Below are 17,126 nucleotides of genomic sequence, written 5' to 3'. Positions count from 1 at the left end.
AAAAATGTGCCTCAAATTTTAAGACTGAGATGTGCGTATTTAAATAATGACATCAAGCTAGGTGTTTCTACTTAGTCAAAAAGTGGGATGCTCCCAATTGTATATTTCAATCAATGGCGCAAAAGCATCAAATTCTTTCGCGTTCTTGGTTTCTTCCCTGGACTTACCTACAGGCGATCGATCTAGGTAGCTGCTGAGTATAGCTTGGCGATATGTTGTGTAGAAATTAGGTATAGCCTTTCTCAAAAAGATGAGGTATGACTGACAGCTTATATGACCACTAAATCAAGAGGGCCCAAGCCCAACAACGTACCTCACTTTTTTGGGAAAGGCTATAAAAAAAAACCGAAAATCAGATATAGTGCGAAACCATTTTTCTTGTGATATGTTTTGAGAGAAGGGCAAGTTTACGAACCAACAGATCAGTCCTTACCCGTAGAAAAGTATTAGGGCGGGCTTTGGCTCTAATTTATGCAGGAGATTTCTCTATTATGTTGCAAGAAAAACGTCTCAAGCCGTGGACTGTAGTTCGATCGCTTCCGAATGTGGAAAAGGTGGTTGTGGGTCAGTTTCGTAGTTGGTCTGATGCAGACGGTCACTTGCAAATTCTGAAGCGGATGGTTCCGGCCGACCGGTTAACTGTTGTGTTCGATCCGGTAGTTCCAGCGTAATATTGCTGCTTAGGAATGAAAATTAAATAACTTACATTTTTGATTGTTCTTGTGGGATGGGCGTCCCGCCCGTCCCGGAAAGACGGGCGGGACGCCCATCCCACAAATATGTGTAAATTATTTAATTTCTATTCCTTAGTTTAGTAGCGTGCGATCGCTCGCGCGAACTCAGCGGTCGCCTCTTTTTTTGAGCTAATAAAAATTTACATAAAAAAATACATAAAAATTGCGATCGCACGCGCGGGCGATCGCAACTAAAATCATTAGATATATTGCAAAAATACCTAAGACGGGCGAGACGCCCATCCCACACACAATTTTTTTGCTTGTGGAATGGGCGTCCCGCCCGTCCGAAATTTTGATTAAAAAGACTCAGGCAATCTTGTTTATTGTCGTTAACTGCGACGAATTTCAGTAACTTGGTCGGCAACATCCAAAATTGCTGGCGGCATCGAGGGCCCAGTCAAAATAATATCCAAATCGTGCGGCTTGTTGTCAATCAATGCGAGCACTTCTGTCTCCCGAATCAAACCTAAATTGACCGCCAAACTCAACTCGTCGAGAATAACTAAGGCGTAACTGCCGGAGAGCACCGCATTTTGAACGTACTCCCACAATTGTGCGATCGATCGCGTTTCGATCTCATCTAAATCCGCATTCTCAATGCAGCGGGGCAAATCGCACCGCACCCAATCTAAATTTTGCCCGAGTCGCACGGGATGTTGATGCCCTTGATTGATTCCCCCTTTGAGGAACTGCACTGCCAACACCGGAGATCCCTGTCCTGCAATTCTCAGGGCTTGAGCCATAACATTTGTAAAAAAGCAGCGGTGCGGGCCTGTAAAAACTTGCACCAGCCCTTTAACTGTGTAGGGCAAGCTGTGGGTCAAATTGAGTTTAGGGGTTTGTAACTGAGCAACCATAGGGCAATATTTAATTAGTAACTAAGTCTTGACTGCTGCTCCGAGCTGCACGTGGCTGGAGCCTGCTTAACAATATATAGTGTACTTGGCCGATCGCAGATCCGATCGAACGCTAGATATACAAATTGTCAAAAGCTAGCGGCAGTAGCATTCGGAGCCGTCAATTAGATTTTGAACTCAAGCAAGCACTTGTGCAGAAGCCTGCTTTTTTAGCGAAATATAGCAGGGAAGCCGACAGTTATGAAGTTATAGATCCAAAAACCCGGGCGATGAGAGTCTTGGTGGCTCCAGGATTGTCAATAAAAGGTACAGATCGCATAGAATTTGAATGTCGTGGCACTAGGAGCAGGCACTGTGAGATTGGTGATTCTGGGAGGGCCAGGAGCGGGAAAGGGAACTCAAGCACAACTATTGTGCGACAATTTGAGCATTCCTTTGCTTGCAGTAGGGGACATTCTGCGTGCGGAAATCGCAGGTGAGACAGACTTGGGCAAGTTGGCCGTGTCTTATGTGGAAAAAGGCGAGTTAGTTCCCGATGAAATTTTGATTCGATTTATCGGCCGCCGGCTGCTGCTGTGGGATGTTTTTAATGGCTGGGTGTTGGAGGGATATCCGCGAACGGCTTTTCAAGCTGAGGAATTGGATTTTTTGTTAGACGATTTGGCGCAGGAGCTAGATTGGGCGGTTTGGTTGAAGGTTCCGACTGAGGTGTTGCTGAGTCGATCGATCGAACGCGATCGATCGGACGATGAACCGGAAATTTTGCAGCGCCGGCTCGATTTGTACGAGGAACGCACTATGCCGATTTTAGAGTATTACGAACATCGGAACAAGCTGTTAACTATCAATGGCGATCGATCTCCCGAAGAAGTGCAGCAGGATATTCTTAAAATGGTTAATAGTTAGTTGTTAGCTGTTATTTGTTATTTGTTGGCAAAAAACCAATGCCCGATGCCCAAGGAGTGTCAAGTTAAGACTGAAAGCCTTGAGAAATCTAGTTGTTACCTCAGTCTAGATCCCCCTAAATCCCCCTTAAGAAGGGGGACTTTGAGAAGGTTCCTGTCCCCCCCTTCTTAAGGGGGGCTAGGGGGGATCTAGGTTTAATAGTTAAACCGCAGTCTGTAACTGGCTTAGAAGTTAAATTGACACCAATTCCCAATTCCCAATTCCCAATTCCCCATTCCCAATTCCCCATTCCCAATTCCCCATTCCCATTTTATGTCCATAAAACGTGCCGACGGTAGACAACCAAATCAACTTCGTCCGATTAGTTTCGATCGCGAATTCAACAAATTTGCTAGCGGTTCGGTGCTAGCAAAAAGTGGCGATACTCAGGTACTGTGCAGCGTTACGATTAAGCCGGGAGTGCCTAGGTTTCTGGAGAATACCGGAAAAGGTTGGCTGACGGCGGAGTACCGAATGTTACCAGGCTCTACACCGCAGCGACAAGAGCGGGAGTTTATGAAGTTATCGGGGCGCACTCAAGAGATTCAGCGGTTGATTGGCCGGAGTTTGCGATCGTGCTTGGATATGGAACTTTTGGGGGAACGAACGATTCTTGTAGATGCTGATGTGTTGCAAGCGGATGCTGGGACTCGCACGACTTCTATCAATGGCGCGTTTGTGGCTGTGGCTGATGCTTTGAATAAGTTGGTGCAAAAAGGTGATTTAGTGCGATCGCCTTTGATTCGCCAAGTGGCGGCCGTGTCTGTGGGACTTTTGGAAGGCGAGCCGTTTTTAGACTTGAATTATCTGGAAGATGTGGCGGCGGAAATTGATTGTAATGTGGTAATGAATGGAGATTTGGACATTATTGAAATTCAGGGAACTGCGGAGGAGGGAAGTTTTAGTCGGAGTCAGTTAAATCAAATTTTGGATTTGGCAGAAACTGGGATTCAGGAATTGTTGGAGGCTCAGCGACAGGCTTTGGTTTAGTAGGAATTACGCATGGGAGTCCAGAAACCGGGTTTTTTTGAGAATACTTCGTCGCAGTCGAAAGATTTGGTAAAAACCCGGTTTCTTTGGTCGGAGTGCGCGATACTAAATCTGGGCAAATTTATCTTCTTTATGACTCGGCGGTTGAAACCGCGTCTACACAAACGAAGTCCGCCTCCGCGGACTAAGAGGGTATTTGTATATCTAAAACTCAACTTCATCGCTCTTACCTCTGGCTTTTCGCACTTTCTCAACTTGGTTCGGTGCTTCCATTGCATTGAAGAGTCGAATCGCCTCTTGAAACGGAGTCTGACTCTTTTCGGCATCACCCATCTTTTGGTAAGTTAAGGCACGCTGATAATGAGCCTCAGCTAGATCGCATTTTGCGCCGATTTTCTCTAGAAGTGCGATCGATTCTGAATGATGGGAAAGCGCTGTTGTAAAATCGGATTGTTCTCGATAAAGCTCTGCTAAACCACTTAAAGCTTTAGCCTTAACCTGAGTGTAGTGAGTTTTTTCGGCAAATGCGATCGCTTGGCGGAACTTTTCAAAAGATTTGTCGAATTCTCCTAAATTTTTATAAGTTAGACCCATAAATAATAAGCTATATCCTTGACTCCAACAACAGTAATCTATTTGATCGATTACTACTTCTGCTTGTTTTACATAACTCAAAGCGCTCTCTTTAAATCCTAAAAATGAGTTTAAAAATGCTAAGCAATATAAATAATCTTTCTCATTGTTATATAAACCATGTTCTAAATCGTTATAATTCTTACAAATAAATTGTATTTTTTGAAAAAAAAACCTAGCTTCTTCAAGTTCCCACAAATCAATTCTACAAAGCCCTGTATTAAATAAAGACCAAGTTTTCAACCTTTTTGCATAAAAATATATTGAAGAACTTAAATCTGTAGATAAAAGGGTTGTTTCCGCTGCTTTGAATGATAAATTGTGACATTCTATTGCTGCGTTTATATTTCCAGTTAGCCTGTGTAAATCCCCTAAAGAACTATACAGACCGATCAGTATACGGTCGTCTTTAACTTTGTTAATAATTGAATTGATTGAGTAAAGCATTGGTTGTAACAAACCCAATCTATAAAACGCAGCCCCCAAAGATTCTCCATCTCTCCAACTGGTATCTCTTCTGCTGACAATTACATAGCCAGCTTGCTCAAAGTCATTAATTTCTACATAGTGATAGTAAGACTCAAAAGCCCTCAGTCCATCTTCTAGAGTTTCAACTGTCTTAACACTGTCCGTCCAAAACTCTGCTGCTTTGCGATTTGCATCTTCCCAATCTTCACTTGCTCTCAAACGTGCGATCGCCTCTTCCCGAATCATCGGATGCAACCAATATTCTCCATTATTAAACTCTACCAAAGAGCGATTTCGCAAAGATTCAATCACCCGTCTGCGCTGTCCTTCTGGCACATCCCACAACAAACACAACAATCCCTCAGTCGGGACAGTCGGCACATCCTGATAGCGATAGCATCCCAAACGGCAGAGGAGTTGATAAGCTTTTGAGCCAAGTTCTTGGAGGCGATCGAACTGAGTAGTTACTAAGTTTTTCAAGTCAGTCTTAACCAACAGATCGCCACTATTCTCCCCCCAATAACCTACCATATCTCCATCAAAATCTTCTCGAATTGCACCGCAGAGGATACCCATTACTTTGGCATTTCCTCCATAGGCTTTGTGCATCGCGTTCAGTATGGAAATATCTATATTAATATGGCGATTCATAAAAAATTGCTGCCACGCTTGCTCATCCAATCCGGGCAATAAATAGCGAGCAACATTTACATCAGGTTCGCACAGACGAACGCGGCTGGTTATGAGCGTCACAGACTGCACTGTTGGATCGGCCAAAACTCGCAATAGTTCAACATAGCGGTGATGGGGTTTAATAAATCTGCCTTGTCCATCTAGTGCGGGTTCTAAGTTATCAATTAACACGCCTATTTTGCGAGTTTGAAGTTGCCATTTTAGCCGCCGCAACATCTCCCAAAACTCTCGCCCTGGTTCTTCATCAAAGTCTTGTTTCAGCCATCCTTCAATTACACTATCGACAAGTTGAATATTATCTTTTTCCTTGGCCATTGGGAGGTCTAGCACTAAGTCAAAACCCTGAGAGTTGAGATATTCGTGGGCCAATGTGGTTTTGCCGACACCGCCGGTAGCTTGGATGACGATGATTTTTGCGCCTTGGTTGATATGGGTGTTGAGGGAGGCGATCGCCCCTTCGCGTCCCACAAAATTCTGGTTTGGTATTGAGGGATGTGCCTTTGCCGTAGACACCACAGGTAAATCTGTTTTCTGAATTTGGCTGGGTTCAGCAATTTCTTTCCAGTTAACACCTACAGCTTCACAAATTGCAATAAAGGCATACCGGTCAATGAAAGATTTTCTTGCCCAAAACCGTCTCAGTGTCGCTTCTGAGGTTTTGGCAGCTTGTACCCATGTTAAAGAATTTTTCTGCCAGCGTTTCTTGCGTCTAGCTTGGTCAACAATTTGTAGCCCATCTTCTGATGCCTTCAGAGAATCAACCATACTTCACCATTACCCCCAACAGTGCTCCGATTCAATTGTAGCTCAGTTTGGTTCAGGAACAGAAGCAGTGAACTATTTACTGAGCTATTTACTGAGCTAAAAAGATGAGCAAAACTGAGACGCTAAGCCAATTTGTATCTGAGATATTAGAAATCTGGGAAGCAAATAGTGGAAGGACCTGGACAATAACGAAGAGCGATTAATTGCCTTGGATTGAGAATGTCTCGCACATTGCTCTTTCCAATTCGGTCGATCGAACTTTCCCGCTTGCATTCTCTATTAGACTGATAGTTTTCTGTAACTTGAGAGGGCATCTACCATGAATATCTTCAAAAATACAATTCTTTTCGGTGCTACTACAGCAACAATTTTCTTAGGAACTACTCTCCAACAAACGGCTATTGCTGGAACTTTAAATTTGGGTTGGAATTATGCGATCGACCCCAGCAATGACAGTCTTGACAGCGATGGCAGGGGTGGAATCACCGCAGGAGGAACGATATTTGAAATTTATGGTATGGCGGTCAAAGATGATGTATCTACCAATACTATTTGGGTAGCTATTAGTGCCAACTTACCACTGACGGGAAAACCTACTGAAGAATTTGTGAATGGCTATCGAGTTAGTAATCGCAATATTGGTTTCGGGGATTTGTTCTGGGATTTTTCCGGGAAAAGAAACTTTAAAGCTGCCAGCGATAGCAATAGCCTATTTGGGATTCGCTTTACGCCTAATAATGATTCAAACGCAGCAAGTACGGGTGTCTACAGTGGGGTAAAAGCAAAAAGTGTTGTGGCACAAAATGCAGGTTGGTCTAATTTATACAATCACAACATCAACGGCATCTTTCCACGAGTCGGTATGGATGCGAGGATGGGAGATTTAGCCTGGAACGATTCTTATTATAGCCCTTACTTCACGCAGGGTTCTCACAGTCAACCAGAAACTTTAATTCCCAATATTATAGAATCCGGCACTAAAGTTGGCGACATTACGATGGTTGGCGATGCAGAGTTGGCAGCGGCTGGATTTGCTCTAGGTGTATTTCCAGCGCGTGGCAGCCAAACTATTGGGTTTAAGTTTGATAAATCTTTGCTGCCAGTTGATGATTATGTTGCTACTTTAATTCTTGAATGCAACAATGACGCGATCGCTCTCGAAGGAAAAACCGAACCACTTCCACCTCAGGAAGCAGTACCAGAACCTTCTACTTTATTGGCGACATTTTTAGGATTTGGTGCGATCGCTACTTGGCGCAAGCGCAAGCAAAAGTTAGCGGTGTAATTTTGCAGTAAGGGCGTCCCGCTTGTGTTTCCAAAGCAGTTAAAAAGCGCGATCGCCCTTTCCTCCATCCGCCTCCCTCGTGGCACGGGCGTCCCGCCTGTGCAATAGATTGGTTCAAAAAAGAGTGATCGCCGATAAACTGTTTATGGGTTTTGCTAATTTACAATTCTGCTGTTGAAATATTGAGCGATCGCCCTCCTTCATTCCCCAGACTGAATCCGACTCCTCACCCACCGCCTAAACCCTCGAATCATCGACGTTTCCCCCACATTTTTTTGCGTTTCCACAAATCCCATAATCTCAGTTGGCGACAAAAAAGGAAAGTGAGGAGAAACTTCCCGTTCTACATATTCCTGACCTTCTAACTGATAGAATATCAAACGCGAACCGTCATAACGCCAAACCTCGGACACGCCCAAACTCGCATACAATTCCATGCGGTTAATAAAACTGCTAGTGATGTCAATCTCGATTACTAAATCAGGCGGCGGATATTCATTTAAGTCAATTTGCTCTACATCTCGGACAACTCGCTCATTTTCGATATAGTAGCACTGATCCGGTTCTAAACCTTTGAGCAAATCTTCGCGCTTGCAAGTTCTCGAACCCAGGCTGCGAATTTCTACATTCAATTCTTCAGTTACTGTTTCTACAAAACGTCCTAAAAATTTTTTGTTACCTTCATGCGAGTCTAAGGGAGTCATGATTTCTAAAGTACCTCGATCGTAATTCAAACGAATTCCCGCTTGTTCTGCTAGTTCGTTTACGAGAGATTCGTAAGTTTGCCAGCTAATATTTTTCAGCAAAACTCCCGAAGTTTGACTTTCAATTAGGGTGGCTGTCATGGCTACCTGCTTGCTTTTTAGCTTATTTATTTAGTCCTCGACATACGGGCGGTCAGAAACCGGGTTTTTGCGATATACTTCGTCAGAGCTTGCAAAAACTGCAAAAAACCCAGTTTCTTGGATTTTGATACGTCAGTCTGATTAGATTTTAGCAAAACTCAGCTTAATTGTCGATCGCACTTTTTCCACTTCCATGAAATGCGATCGCCCTTTTTGAGCTATTGTAAAAACCGACTTTGCGATCGCCGATTTATACCGCCAAATACAATTTTCTTTAGTCCGCGGAGGCGGACATCGTTTGTGTAGACGCGGTTTCAACCGCCGTCTAATCTTTCCAGCCGCTGACGCTGGTAAATCCAAAATCCAAAATCTAAAATTCAAAATCTAAAATCCAAAATCGGTTGACGGCGGGCCCCCTATGCGGCTACGCTGTGAATTGAGAGGTTGCTTTGCTTGCACAGGAGGCAACCCGCGTCGCCCGAAAATCTAGTTGCACTGCCCAAAGCTGCGCGAACAGCTAAGGACAGCATAACCGCCAAACTGGTATCAGCAGTCTGGAGGCTAACGGAGTATCTTAACATTCTCTGTGGCCGCCCTGCTATCTGTTGAATTGCGGGGCGGCTGGATTTTTGGGTTTTTCTAGAAAACCCAAAGTCAGGAGAACATAATATGTCACAGGAATTCGTGCCCGACGAAGACTCATCCGATTGTCCAGATTCGGATTCAGGGGCGGTATCGGAACAGGATATTCTGCTGGTAACGCTTGTGGGTTCGCCCCAGGGTGTCCGGGAAACGATTCTTACTTTGTACCGATTGGGATTTGCTGAGGTTGGTGACTGGAGTCCCGTACAACGCGCGGCAAATGCTGACCAGGTGATGAGTGTGCTGATTCGTCGGAAAGTGCGATCGGACAGTAAGCAGTCAGGAAGGTAAGCTGGGAGGTTGAGTGCTTTGATGAAGGAGGCGATCGTCTCCTTCATTAACCCACACTTTAAGCCTTGAAATAAAACCGAATTTCCCAACTATCTCGAAGAAACGGAGAAAAACTAATGCAGAAGTACATTGTTTTTCAGGCTGAGTCAGGTGAAGATGAAGGCTGGAGACAGAGAAAACTTCAACACAGCCAAGCTCTAACTTTTATCATTGCAGAAAACTGGGATTCTTCTCAGGAACCGATTCCTGAACCGGGATATCGCCCTGTAGAATTTGTGCGGGTGGAGTCAGAACACGATCCAAACGAGCACGCACATAATACTCATTATCGTGTCAGTGATTGGGAAGTTGTGCGGGTGCAAACATATACGCCTGATATTCCAACTCCGATGAGCGATTATGATGTAATTGTGATGTGTTACTGTCGGTACAGTCCGATCGATGCTCCTCTGAAATCGATGCCGAAACGAGAAGTATCGATCGATTCTTTTGGTGGCGATGAGGTGGCTTACAAGCAATACCTGGAATCGGAAAAGAGCAAGAATTATGCGCCGTCAGGTATCAAGTCTTAGGGCTGACGCATGGGGGCCAGAAACCGGGTTTTTTCGATAATACTTGGTTGTGATGCGTAGATTCGGCCAAAAACCCGGTTTCTTTGTCGGAGTGCGTAAATCCTGTGAACTTTCGGTGTAAGTTAACTGGACAAATCCGCCTCCTGAATGCCACACCTTTACTAATTGCGATCGGGCTAACTGCTGACAGTATCTTCACCCAAATTATCGAGAGATTCTTGCAGCGCATCACGTCTATTCCGAACCCAATCGTCATTAGGAGCGATGGCTAAAGAGCGATTAAACATTTCCAGTGCTTCTTGCCAATTTTTGAGTGCTTCCTGTCTTTCAAATAATTGTTCTTGCAAATCACCCAGACTTTGCAGCTCATTCCCTTTGTTGTTGAGAGCATTGATATAATCCGGTGCAATAAGTAAAGCAGAATTCGAGGCAGCGATCGCATCCGAGTAAGACTGTTTGGCAGCCTCAAATTCACTTAGCTTTGCTTGCAAATCACCCAGACTTCCCAGCGCAATCCCTTTGTTGTTGAGAGCAGCGATATCATCCGGTGCAATAAGTAAAGCAGAATTATAGGTAGCGATCGCATCTGAGTAAGAAAGTTTGGCAGCCTCAAATTCACTTAGCTTTGCTTGCAAATCACCCAGACATTGCAGCGCAAGCCCTTTGTTGTTGAGAGCAGCGATATCATCTGGTACAATAAGTAAAGCAGAATTCAAGGCAGCGATCGCCTCTGAGTAAGACTGTTTGGCAGCCTCAAATTCACTTAGCCCTGCTTGCAAAGTACCCAGACTTAGCAGCACACTTCCTTTGTTGGTGAGAGCCATAATAAAATTCGGTGCAATAAGTAAAGCAGAATTAAAGGCTGCAATCGCCTCTGAGTAAGACTGTTTGGCAGCCTCAAATTCACTTAGCCTATATCATTTGGCGCAATTTGTAAAGTAGAATTAAACGCAGTGATTGCCTCGGAATAAGACTGTTTGGCAGCCTCAAATTGACTTAGCTGTGCCTGTAAATCACCCAGCTTCAGCAGCACACACCCTTTTATGTTGAGAGCAGCTATATCATTTGGCGCAATTTGTAAACTAGAATTCAAGGCAGTGATTGCCTCGGGATAAGACTGTTTGGCAGCCTCAAATTGACTTAGCTGTGCCTGTAAATTATATCATTTGGCGCAATTTGTAAAGTAGAATTAAACGCAGTGATTGCCTCGGAATAAGACTGTTTGGCAGCCTCAAATTGACTTAGCTGTGCCTGTAACTCACCCAGATATCGCAGCACAGACCCTTTGGCGTTGAGAGCAGCTATATCATCCGATGCAATTTGTAATGCAAAATCATAGGCAGCGATCGCCTCACAATAAGAAAATTTGGCATCCTCAAATTGACTTAGATATTTCTGTAAAACACCCAGACTTAGCAGTGCATTCCCTTTGCCGGTAAGAGCATTGTTATGATTCGGTGCAATAACTAAAGCAGCATTGAAGGCAGTAATCGCATCTGAGTAAGACCGTGAGGCAGCCTCAAGCTCACTTAGTTTTGCCTGCAACTTACCCAGATCATGGAGCGCAATCCCTTTGTTCTGCATACAATAATTATCATCTGGTGCAATTTGTAATGCAAAATTATAAGTATTGATCGAATCTAAGTAAGAAAGTTTGGCCGTCTCAAACTCACTTAGCTGTGCTTGTAAATCACCCAGACTATTCAGCGCAATCCCTTTGTTCTTGAGATAATTGATATCATTTGGTGCAATAAATAAAGCAGAATTAAAGGCAGCGATTGCCTCTGAGTAAGACTGTAAGGCAACCTCAAACTCGCTTAGTTGTACCTGCAACTTACCCCTAGCGACTAGCACAATTCCTTTATTGTTAAGAGCCTGGATATAATCCGGTGCAATAAGTAAAGCAGAATTAAAGGCAGCGCTCGCATCTGAGTAAGACTGTTTTGCAGATTCAAACTCACTTAGCTGTGCCTGTAACTCACCCAGACTTTGCAGTGCATTCCCTTTGCCATTGAGAGCCCAAATATAATCCGGTGCAATAAGTAAAGCAGAATTAAAGGCAGCGCTCGCATCTGAGTAAGACTGTTTGGCAGATTCAAACTCACTTAGCCGTACCTGCAACTTACCCAGACTATGGAGCACATTCCCTTTGTTGTTGAGAACCCAAATATAATCCGGTGCCATAAGTAAAGCAGAATTATAGGCAGCGATCGCCTCTGAGTAAGACTGTTTGGCAGCCTCAAACTCACTTAGTTGTGCCTGCAACTCACCCAGATATTGCAGCGCACTCCCTTTGCTATTGAGCGTAGCATCCTGATTTGGAGTTATGATGAGATCACGATCGTAAGCTGCAACTGCCTCTAAATACTCTTGTTTTGCCTCTGCGTATCGAGCCAAGTTAGCATAGTAATTGCCCTCCGATTCTGAAATTCTGCCAAGCCTAAAATCACTTTTAATCCACAACTCATCCCTAACACCTAGCAGCGACTTGCATTCCCCATAGCGACTCTTTCCCAAAGCTTCATCAAACACCTCTACCCATTCCTTCACACCCCGCTCCCAATCCAAGCGATTAGCATGAAAAATTGCCTCAGCCCCATCCCCCACTTCCCGATAATGCCCCTCCAAAACCTCATGAGCCCTGCGAGTTTTCTGATTATCTCTTTCCGCATCCAAGCGCCGCAATAAATCATGAATCCGATACCAATTATCCCCCCGCTTCTCCGATTTCCACACAAACGAAAAACCAGTCAAAACCTCAAAATTTGCACTACTTGCCTGGAAGTGACAACCCGCCCCCAATTTCACGTACAAATCCTCATCAAAAGCGCGACAAGCACTCAGCGAATGCACCGCCGATCGCACTTCGCGATCCACATACAAAAGCAACCGATCCATTAACTCCGCAGTCTTATTTTCCAACTTCGGAATCCGCGCAAAATCCGACGCCAGCAACTCAATTCCCCGCCTTCTTTCTGCCAGCACCACATCCGCGCACAAACCCAAATAAAACGGATGTACTTGCAAATCCTCGCAACTCTCATCAGGATTGACGCTGGCATATTTAATTACAGCATCTGCCAAATCAGCCTTGTCAATCTCCACTTTGTGCAAGTAATCCCTAGCATCGGGGGGCGACAAATGCCAAACCAATTGGGCATCTATATAATCTTCGGGAATCGGAAACTTCGACGCATTCGGCCACCGCAGTTGTGTGACTGGACAATCTCGCCCCGCCACAGCAACCACAATCCCCAATTTGTAATCCAATGCCCTCAACAACCGCCGAAACCACTCATCTTGATACCAAAAAGTTGCACCTTGAGAATTGCGTTTTTCATCCCACATTTTCTCGTGAGTATCGAACAGCATCACGAGGCGATCGGGTTTATTTCTGCTAGCCATTGCCGCATTCAAATCCCCTGCAAACAATTTTGGTAAACAGTCGATTAACTCAGTATCAATATCTTTACGGCGAATTTCATCAGCCGTTTCGTCGCTGACACCCAGGCGCGTTTGAATTAATTTCATCGTTCGCTTAATGCCACCGAATTTATCGATTAATTTCAGCCCCGCCGCCACTTGCGACACCACGGGAAATCCGGCAAAGGTTTCAACTACAGGTGTCAAAAAATCAATTAAATCGTTGGGAAAAAGTTGGTTGAGAGTTGCCTCTGACTCGCCTTTGTTCAGCAAATACCAAAAGCAAGCAAAGTCATAATTAGGCAATTTAAATTTATATTTCTTGGCTGACTCTGCGATATTTCGCCGCAACATCAGCAAGCCGTAAAATCTATCTTGCGGTTTATCTTCTTTAATCGGTATCAATCCGAAATCGTGTCTGACTACGGGGATGGGAGTGTAGGTTTTGGGTTTGGCGTGCCAGACAAAATCGGCAACTTCGGCGGCTTTTGCTTCTGGGAGTGCGCGCAATTGTTGCCAAACCTGCGGCGGAAATCTTTTGCAGCAGTGAAACTCCAAGTGTTTGAGGAGCAATGACTTGCCGTTGCCTCCATCGCCGAAAAAATACAAAATTTGTTCGCGGGGCTGGTCTTCGTTTAAATAAAAGGCAAATCGGCGGGTAAATTCGTGTCTGTCTGTGAAGAGTTGCAGTTTGCGATCGTCGCTGATTTGGATTTCAAAATCTTCGTCGTCTATTGGCATATTTGTTCGGATGTGGTGGTAGTTTAGGTTTTGCCGATTGGTGTCAACTTAAGCCTAGAATACTTGAAAAATCTCGCTTCTAGCGTAGTCTAGATCCCCCTAAATCCCCCTTAAGAAGGGGGACTTTGATCGCGCTTCCGGTTCCCCCCTTCTTAAGGGGGGTTAGGGGGGATCTGGGCCTCGTCGTCAGTCTGACGCACCTGACAACTTGTTGATTGAAGTGTGACACGCAGGGTAAGTCTTATCTATTTTAGCCGATCGACAACTGCTCTAATTATATCAACAAAAATTAGATAAAATCATTCGTTAGGGCGGTGCGTGAGTCCAAATAGTTTTATCGTGTGGATTTATAAATTTCTAAAGCTCTCACACCCTACAGATTAATTATTCGGAATTACTCGATATTTCAAACTCAAAGTATTTAAGCCTGATTTGATAAATTATACTGTATTTATTTTTTAGATTTGGGACGGGCTAGAAGCCCATCCCACTCATTGTTTTAAGGAAAATACGGGACGGGCTAGAAGCCCATCCCACTCGTTTTAAGGAAAATATGTTCATTGGATACCTCGGCCATCTTCCCTCAAGATCCGTGACATCCCGTACATTGCTAGTTGCCGAAGTGCCTTCGGGTGAGGTTATCTTAGACAAGACGCGATCGCAATCACAGTTATGGCATCTCCAAACAATCAAAATTCGGCGGATTCATCTCTGAAACAGTCTCTAGAGGCTGGGTTAGCTGCTTTGAAACAAAAAGATTACCAAAGCGCGATCGCCCTTTTAGAATCCGTCAGCCAAACCGCAGCAAATCAACCGCCCGGAATCCGCGCCCAAATGGGATTAGTCGTGGCATACAAAGCAACCGGAAATCTCAAAAGCGCGATCGCCCTTTGCACTTCCCTCACCAACATCCCCAACACCCAAATCAAAACCTGGGCCGATCGCACTTTAAAAGAATTAACCCCCCCAAAACCCCCAGAAACTCCCCCAGAAACCGGCTTTGTCGCCTTTGATTCAGCAACGGAATCGCGGAAGGAAACGCTTAAGGGCGCTCGACCAACCGCAGACAAAAAAACCGGATTTTCACCCTTAGAGCCGACTAACGCCCCAGCAAACACCAAATCCACACATATTTCACCGCCACCTCCACCCCCCAAACCGCCGATTCACCCGACACAAGAGGGCGAGCACGGGGACACCGCCCCTACAACAACCGCAACCGATACAGAAACTAGCGGCGAAAACAGTTCCGGTTCCCCAACAGATATCCCCGGATTCGCCACCCCAGATACCTACGAACTTACTTGGCGCCAAGCGGGGCGCACCAAAAGTCCGCGCCCCCTCAAACCGCTAAAGTTGCTGAATTTTCGGATCGAAGCAGTTGGAAGTGCGATCGCCCTATTTTTCCTAGCCCGATTAGTCCTACAATTCCTGCTGACAAACATCAATGCTCTATTAGTTCAGCTTTACATATTTACTAGATTGCCAATTTTTCAGCCAATTCAGCTTTTTTACCGAGATCCAACTCCCTTCCTCCAGATTCTTTTCGGATTGCTTTTGGCATCTTCTCCCTGGCTGACAGACGCCCTGCTAAAACTTTTTTGCGGTATCGAAACCCTGCGCGGCTCAGTTTTATCCAAGCACAGCAAGGAAGCGACGCGCGTACTCCGCAGTTTTGGCACCAAGCAAAATATGCCAACGCCTGTACTGAAACTCTTACCGCTCAATGTTCCTGTAGCTTTCAGTTACGGCTGTTTGCCCCGTTTTGCTCGGATTGCTGTCAGTCAAGGGCTGTTAGATCAATTGACGGATGATGAAATTGCCACTATTTTCGCGCGGGAGTTGGCGCATATTTCTCACTGGGATTTTGCGCCGATGTCGCTGGCGATGTTGGTGCTTCAGATTCCTTACCTTATATATTGGCAGACTGCATACTGGGGCGAGCGGTTGTGCGATTTAATGACGATCGACTTTTTGCGTCGTACTGTGAGAGTTGTCACCGCCGCAATTTCTGCTACCAGTTACGGAATTTATAAATTACTGCGTTGGCCGATGTTGTGGTTGTCGCGCCGTAGAGTATATTTTAGCGATCGCACTTCCGCAGAAATTACCGGCAATCCCAACGGTTTGACGCGAGCACTAACTAAAATTGCGATCGGCATTGCTGCAAATATTGAACAGCAAAAACAAACTAGCTTTTTCCTCGAAAGTTTCGATTTGTTGTTACCCGTCGGCGTCGCACAAGCTGTAACCTTTGGTAGTGCTGCATTACGCGCGCCCCTAAAACAGATTTTGTTGTGGGATGTCACCAATCCCGATCGCGCTCTTTTGACAATTAACAGCACGCATCCTTTGATGGGAGAGCGTTTCAAGCTGTTGGAACTCTACGCTCAATTCTGGAAACTGGAGACTGAGTTAGATTTGGCGAGTCTGTCGCCGGAAAAACCCAAAACAGGAAAATTATCTCTGTTTAAATCCATACTCGAATTTAAAGACTCAAAACTATTTTTACAAGGTGCGCCGTTTTTTGGGATTCCGATGAGTCTGGGGATTGTTGCACTGCTGTGGATGGTTAGCTGGCTGTTTTCCAAGACGAGTATTTGGCAATTGGATTGGCTTTTGGGCGATCGATCGATTCTTTGGGGCTGTTTGCCGATCGGATTTTGTCTCGGTACTTTGATGCGGATTAACTATTTTTTCCCCGACATTACGCCACGAGAAACCACTTCACCAAGTTTACTAGAAATTTTGTCAAACTCGAAAACTCTACCGCTAGATGCTCAACCTGTGCGCCTTTCCGGGCAACTTTTGGGTAGACCTGGTATTGACAATTGGCTGGGACAGGATTTGATTTTGCAAACGGCGACGGGTTTGGTGAGGTTGCACTATGTTTCGATGATTGGCCCGATCGGCTCTTTGTACCCATTTTTGCTCAAACAGACGACTCGCCCTACCGATTTGATCGGAAAACCGGTTGTGGCGACTGGTTGGCTGCGTCGGGGTGCTACTGTGGCGATCGACCTAGAAACTCTCCGCAGTCAAGAAGGACTCGTTAGTGACAGCGGACATCCGATTTGGTCTGCGATTTTGGCCTTTGCTGCTGCTGTTTGGGGCGCGTACATCATTATCCAAGGCGGAAGATGAGACAAGGTACGTTGTTGCGCTTCAGCGCTCTTGTCTATATGAAAGAGCGCTGAAGCGCGACAACGTACCTTTATGGAATGTGACGGACAACCCCC

The 17,126-nt window shown here is 45.1% G+C and carries 14 protein-coding genes; 7 read left to right on the top strand and 7 right to left on the bottom strand.

Annotation, left to right across the window (positions count from 1 at the left end):
• Nucleotides 1–491: 491 nt before the first annotated feature.
• Entirely contained in the window at nt 492–671 is a 180-nt protein-coding gene (locus JGK07_RS30110) for a hypothetical protein (protein ID WP_293148649.1), read from the top strand.
• Nucleotides 672–1,066: 395 nt separating this feature from the next.
• On the opposite strand, the gene JGK07_RS30105 is transcribed toward JGK07_RS30110, so the two are convergent.
• A complete protein-coding gene (locus JGK07_RS30105) occupies nt 1,067–1,594 on the bottom strand; it encodes a P-loop NTPase family protein (protein WP_293186826.1) in 528 nt (175 codons plus the stop codon).
• A gap of 354 nt (nt 1,595–1,948) precedes the next feature.
• On the opposite strand from JGK07_RS30105, the gene JGK07_RS30100 reads away from it, so the two are divergent.
• Nucleotides 1,949–2,500 (top strand): nucleoside monophosphate kinase, encoded by a 552-nt coding sequence (locus JGK07_RS30100; protein ID WP_293186841.1) that lies wholly within the window; start codon nt 1,949–1,951, stop codon nt 2,498–2,500.
• Between the two features lie 312 nt (nt 2,501–2,812).
• A complete protein-coding gene (rph, locus tag JGK07_RS30095; protein ID WP_293186827.1) occupies nt 2,813–3,529 on the top strand; it encodes a ribonuclease PH in 717 nt (238 codons plus the stop codon).
• 204 nt (nt 3,530–3,733) lie between these two features.
• Here rph and JGK07_RS30090 read toward each other — a convergent pair whose 3' ends face one another.
• Nucleotides 3,734–6,088 (bottom strand): tetratricopeptide repeat protein, encoded by a 2,355-nt coding sequence (locus JGK07_RS30090; RefSeq protein WP_293198560.1) that lies wholly within the window; start codon nt 6,086–6,088, stop codon nt 3,734–3,736.
• Nucleotides 6,089–6,407: 319 nt separating this feature from the next.
• On the opposite strand from JGK07_RS30090, the gene JGK07_RS30085 reads away from it, so the two are divergent.
• Nucleotides 6,408–7,373, top strand: coding sequence for a PEP-CTERM sorting domain-containing protein (locus tag JGK07_RS30085; RefSeq protein ID WP_293186829.1), 966 nt, complete (start codon nt 6,408–6,410; stop codon nt 7,371–7,373).
• A 200-nt stretch (nt 7,374–7,573) separates the two neighbouring features.
• Here JGK07_RS30085 and JGK07_RS30080 read toward each other — a convergent pair whose 3' ends face one another.
• Both JGK07_RS30080 and JGK07_RS30075 read right to left on the bottom strand, forming a co-directional pair.
• The gene (locus JGK07_RS30080; protein ID WP_293186830.1) at nt 7,574–8,218 is read right to left on the bottom strand and encodes a Uma2 family endonuclease; all 645 of its coding nucleotides are present in this window, start codon (nt 8,216–8,218) and stop codon (nt 7,574–7,576) included.
• A 141-nt stretch (nt 8,219–8,359) separates the two neighbouring features.
• Complete coding sequence (locus JGK07_RS30075; protein WP_293186831.1) at nt 8,360–8,599, bottom strand: hypothetical protein; 240 nt, start codon at nt 8,597–8,599, stop codon at nt 8,360–8,362.
• A 288-nt stretch (nt 8,600–8,887) separates the two neighbouring features.
• Between JGK07_RS30075 and JGK07_RS30070 the strand changes: the two genes are divergently transcribed.
• Nucleotides 8,888–9,151: a hypothetical protein gene (locus JGK07_RS30070; RefSeq protein WP_293220250.1), complete on the top strand. Its 264-nt coding sequence runs from the start codon at nt 8,888–8,890 to the stop codon at nt 9,149–9,151.
• 116 nt (nt 9,152–9,267) lie between these two features.
• The gene (locus JGK07_RS30065; protein ID WP_293208784.1) at nt 9,268–9,723 is read left to right on the top strand and encodes a hypothetical protein; all 456 of its coding nucleotides are present in this window, start codon (nt 9,268–9,270) and stop codon (nt 9,721–9,723) included.
• A 176-nt stretch (nt 9,724–9,899) separates the two neighbouring features.
• On the opposite strand, the gene JGK07_RS30060 is transcribed toward JGK07_RS30065, so the two are convergent.
• The 3 genes from JGK07_RS30060 to JGK07_RS30050 all read right to left on the bottom strand — a co-directional run bounded on the left by JGK07_RS30060 (nt 9,900) and on the right by JGK07_RS30050 (nt 13,887).
• Entirely contained in the window at nt 9,900–10,547 is a 648-nt protein-coding gene (locus JGK07_RS30060; RefSeq protein ID WP_293291194.1) for a hypothetical protein, read from the bottom strand.
• An 83-nt stretch (nt 10,548–10,630) separates the two neighbouring features.
• Nucleotides 10,631–10,816, bottom strand: a complete 186-nt coding sequence (locus tag JGK07_RS30055) for a hypothetical protein (protein WP_293291192.1) — start codon at nt 10,814–10,816, stop codon at nt 10,631–10,633.
• Nucleotides 10,817–10,863: 47 nt separating this feature from the next.
• Nucleotides 10,864–13,887, bottom strand: a complete 3,024-nt coding sequence (locus JGK07_RS30050; RefSeq protein WP_293291190.1) for a hypothetical protein — start codon at nt 13,885–13,887, stop codon at nt 10,864–10,866.
• Nucleotides 13,888–14,559: 672 nt separating this feature from the next.
• Between JGK07_RS30050 and JGK07_RS30045 the strand changes: the two genes are divergently transcribed.
• Nucleotides 14,560–17,031, top strand: coding sequence for a zinc metalloprotease HtpX (locus JGK07_RS30045; protein ID WP_293243417.1), 2,472 nt, complete (start codon nt 14,560–14,562; stop codon nt 17,029–17,031).
• The last annotated feature ends 95 nt before the right edge of the window (nt 17,032–17,126 follow it).

This window comes from Microcoleus sp. PH2017_24_DOB_U_A, assembly GCF_020738205.1.
Lineage (GTDB): Bacteria > Cyanobacteriota > Cyanobacteriia > Cyanobacteriales > Microcoleaceae > Microcoleus.
This window is presented reverse-complemented; position numbering and strand designations above follow the sequence as displayed.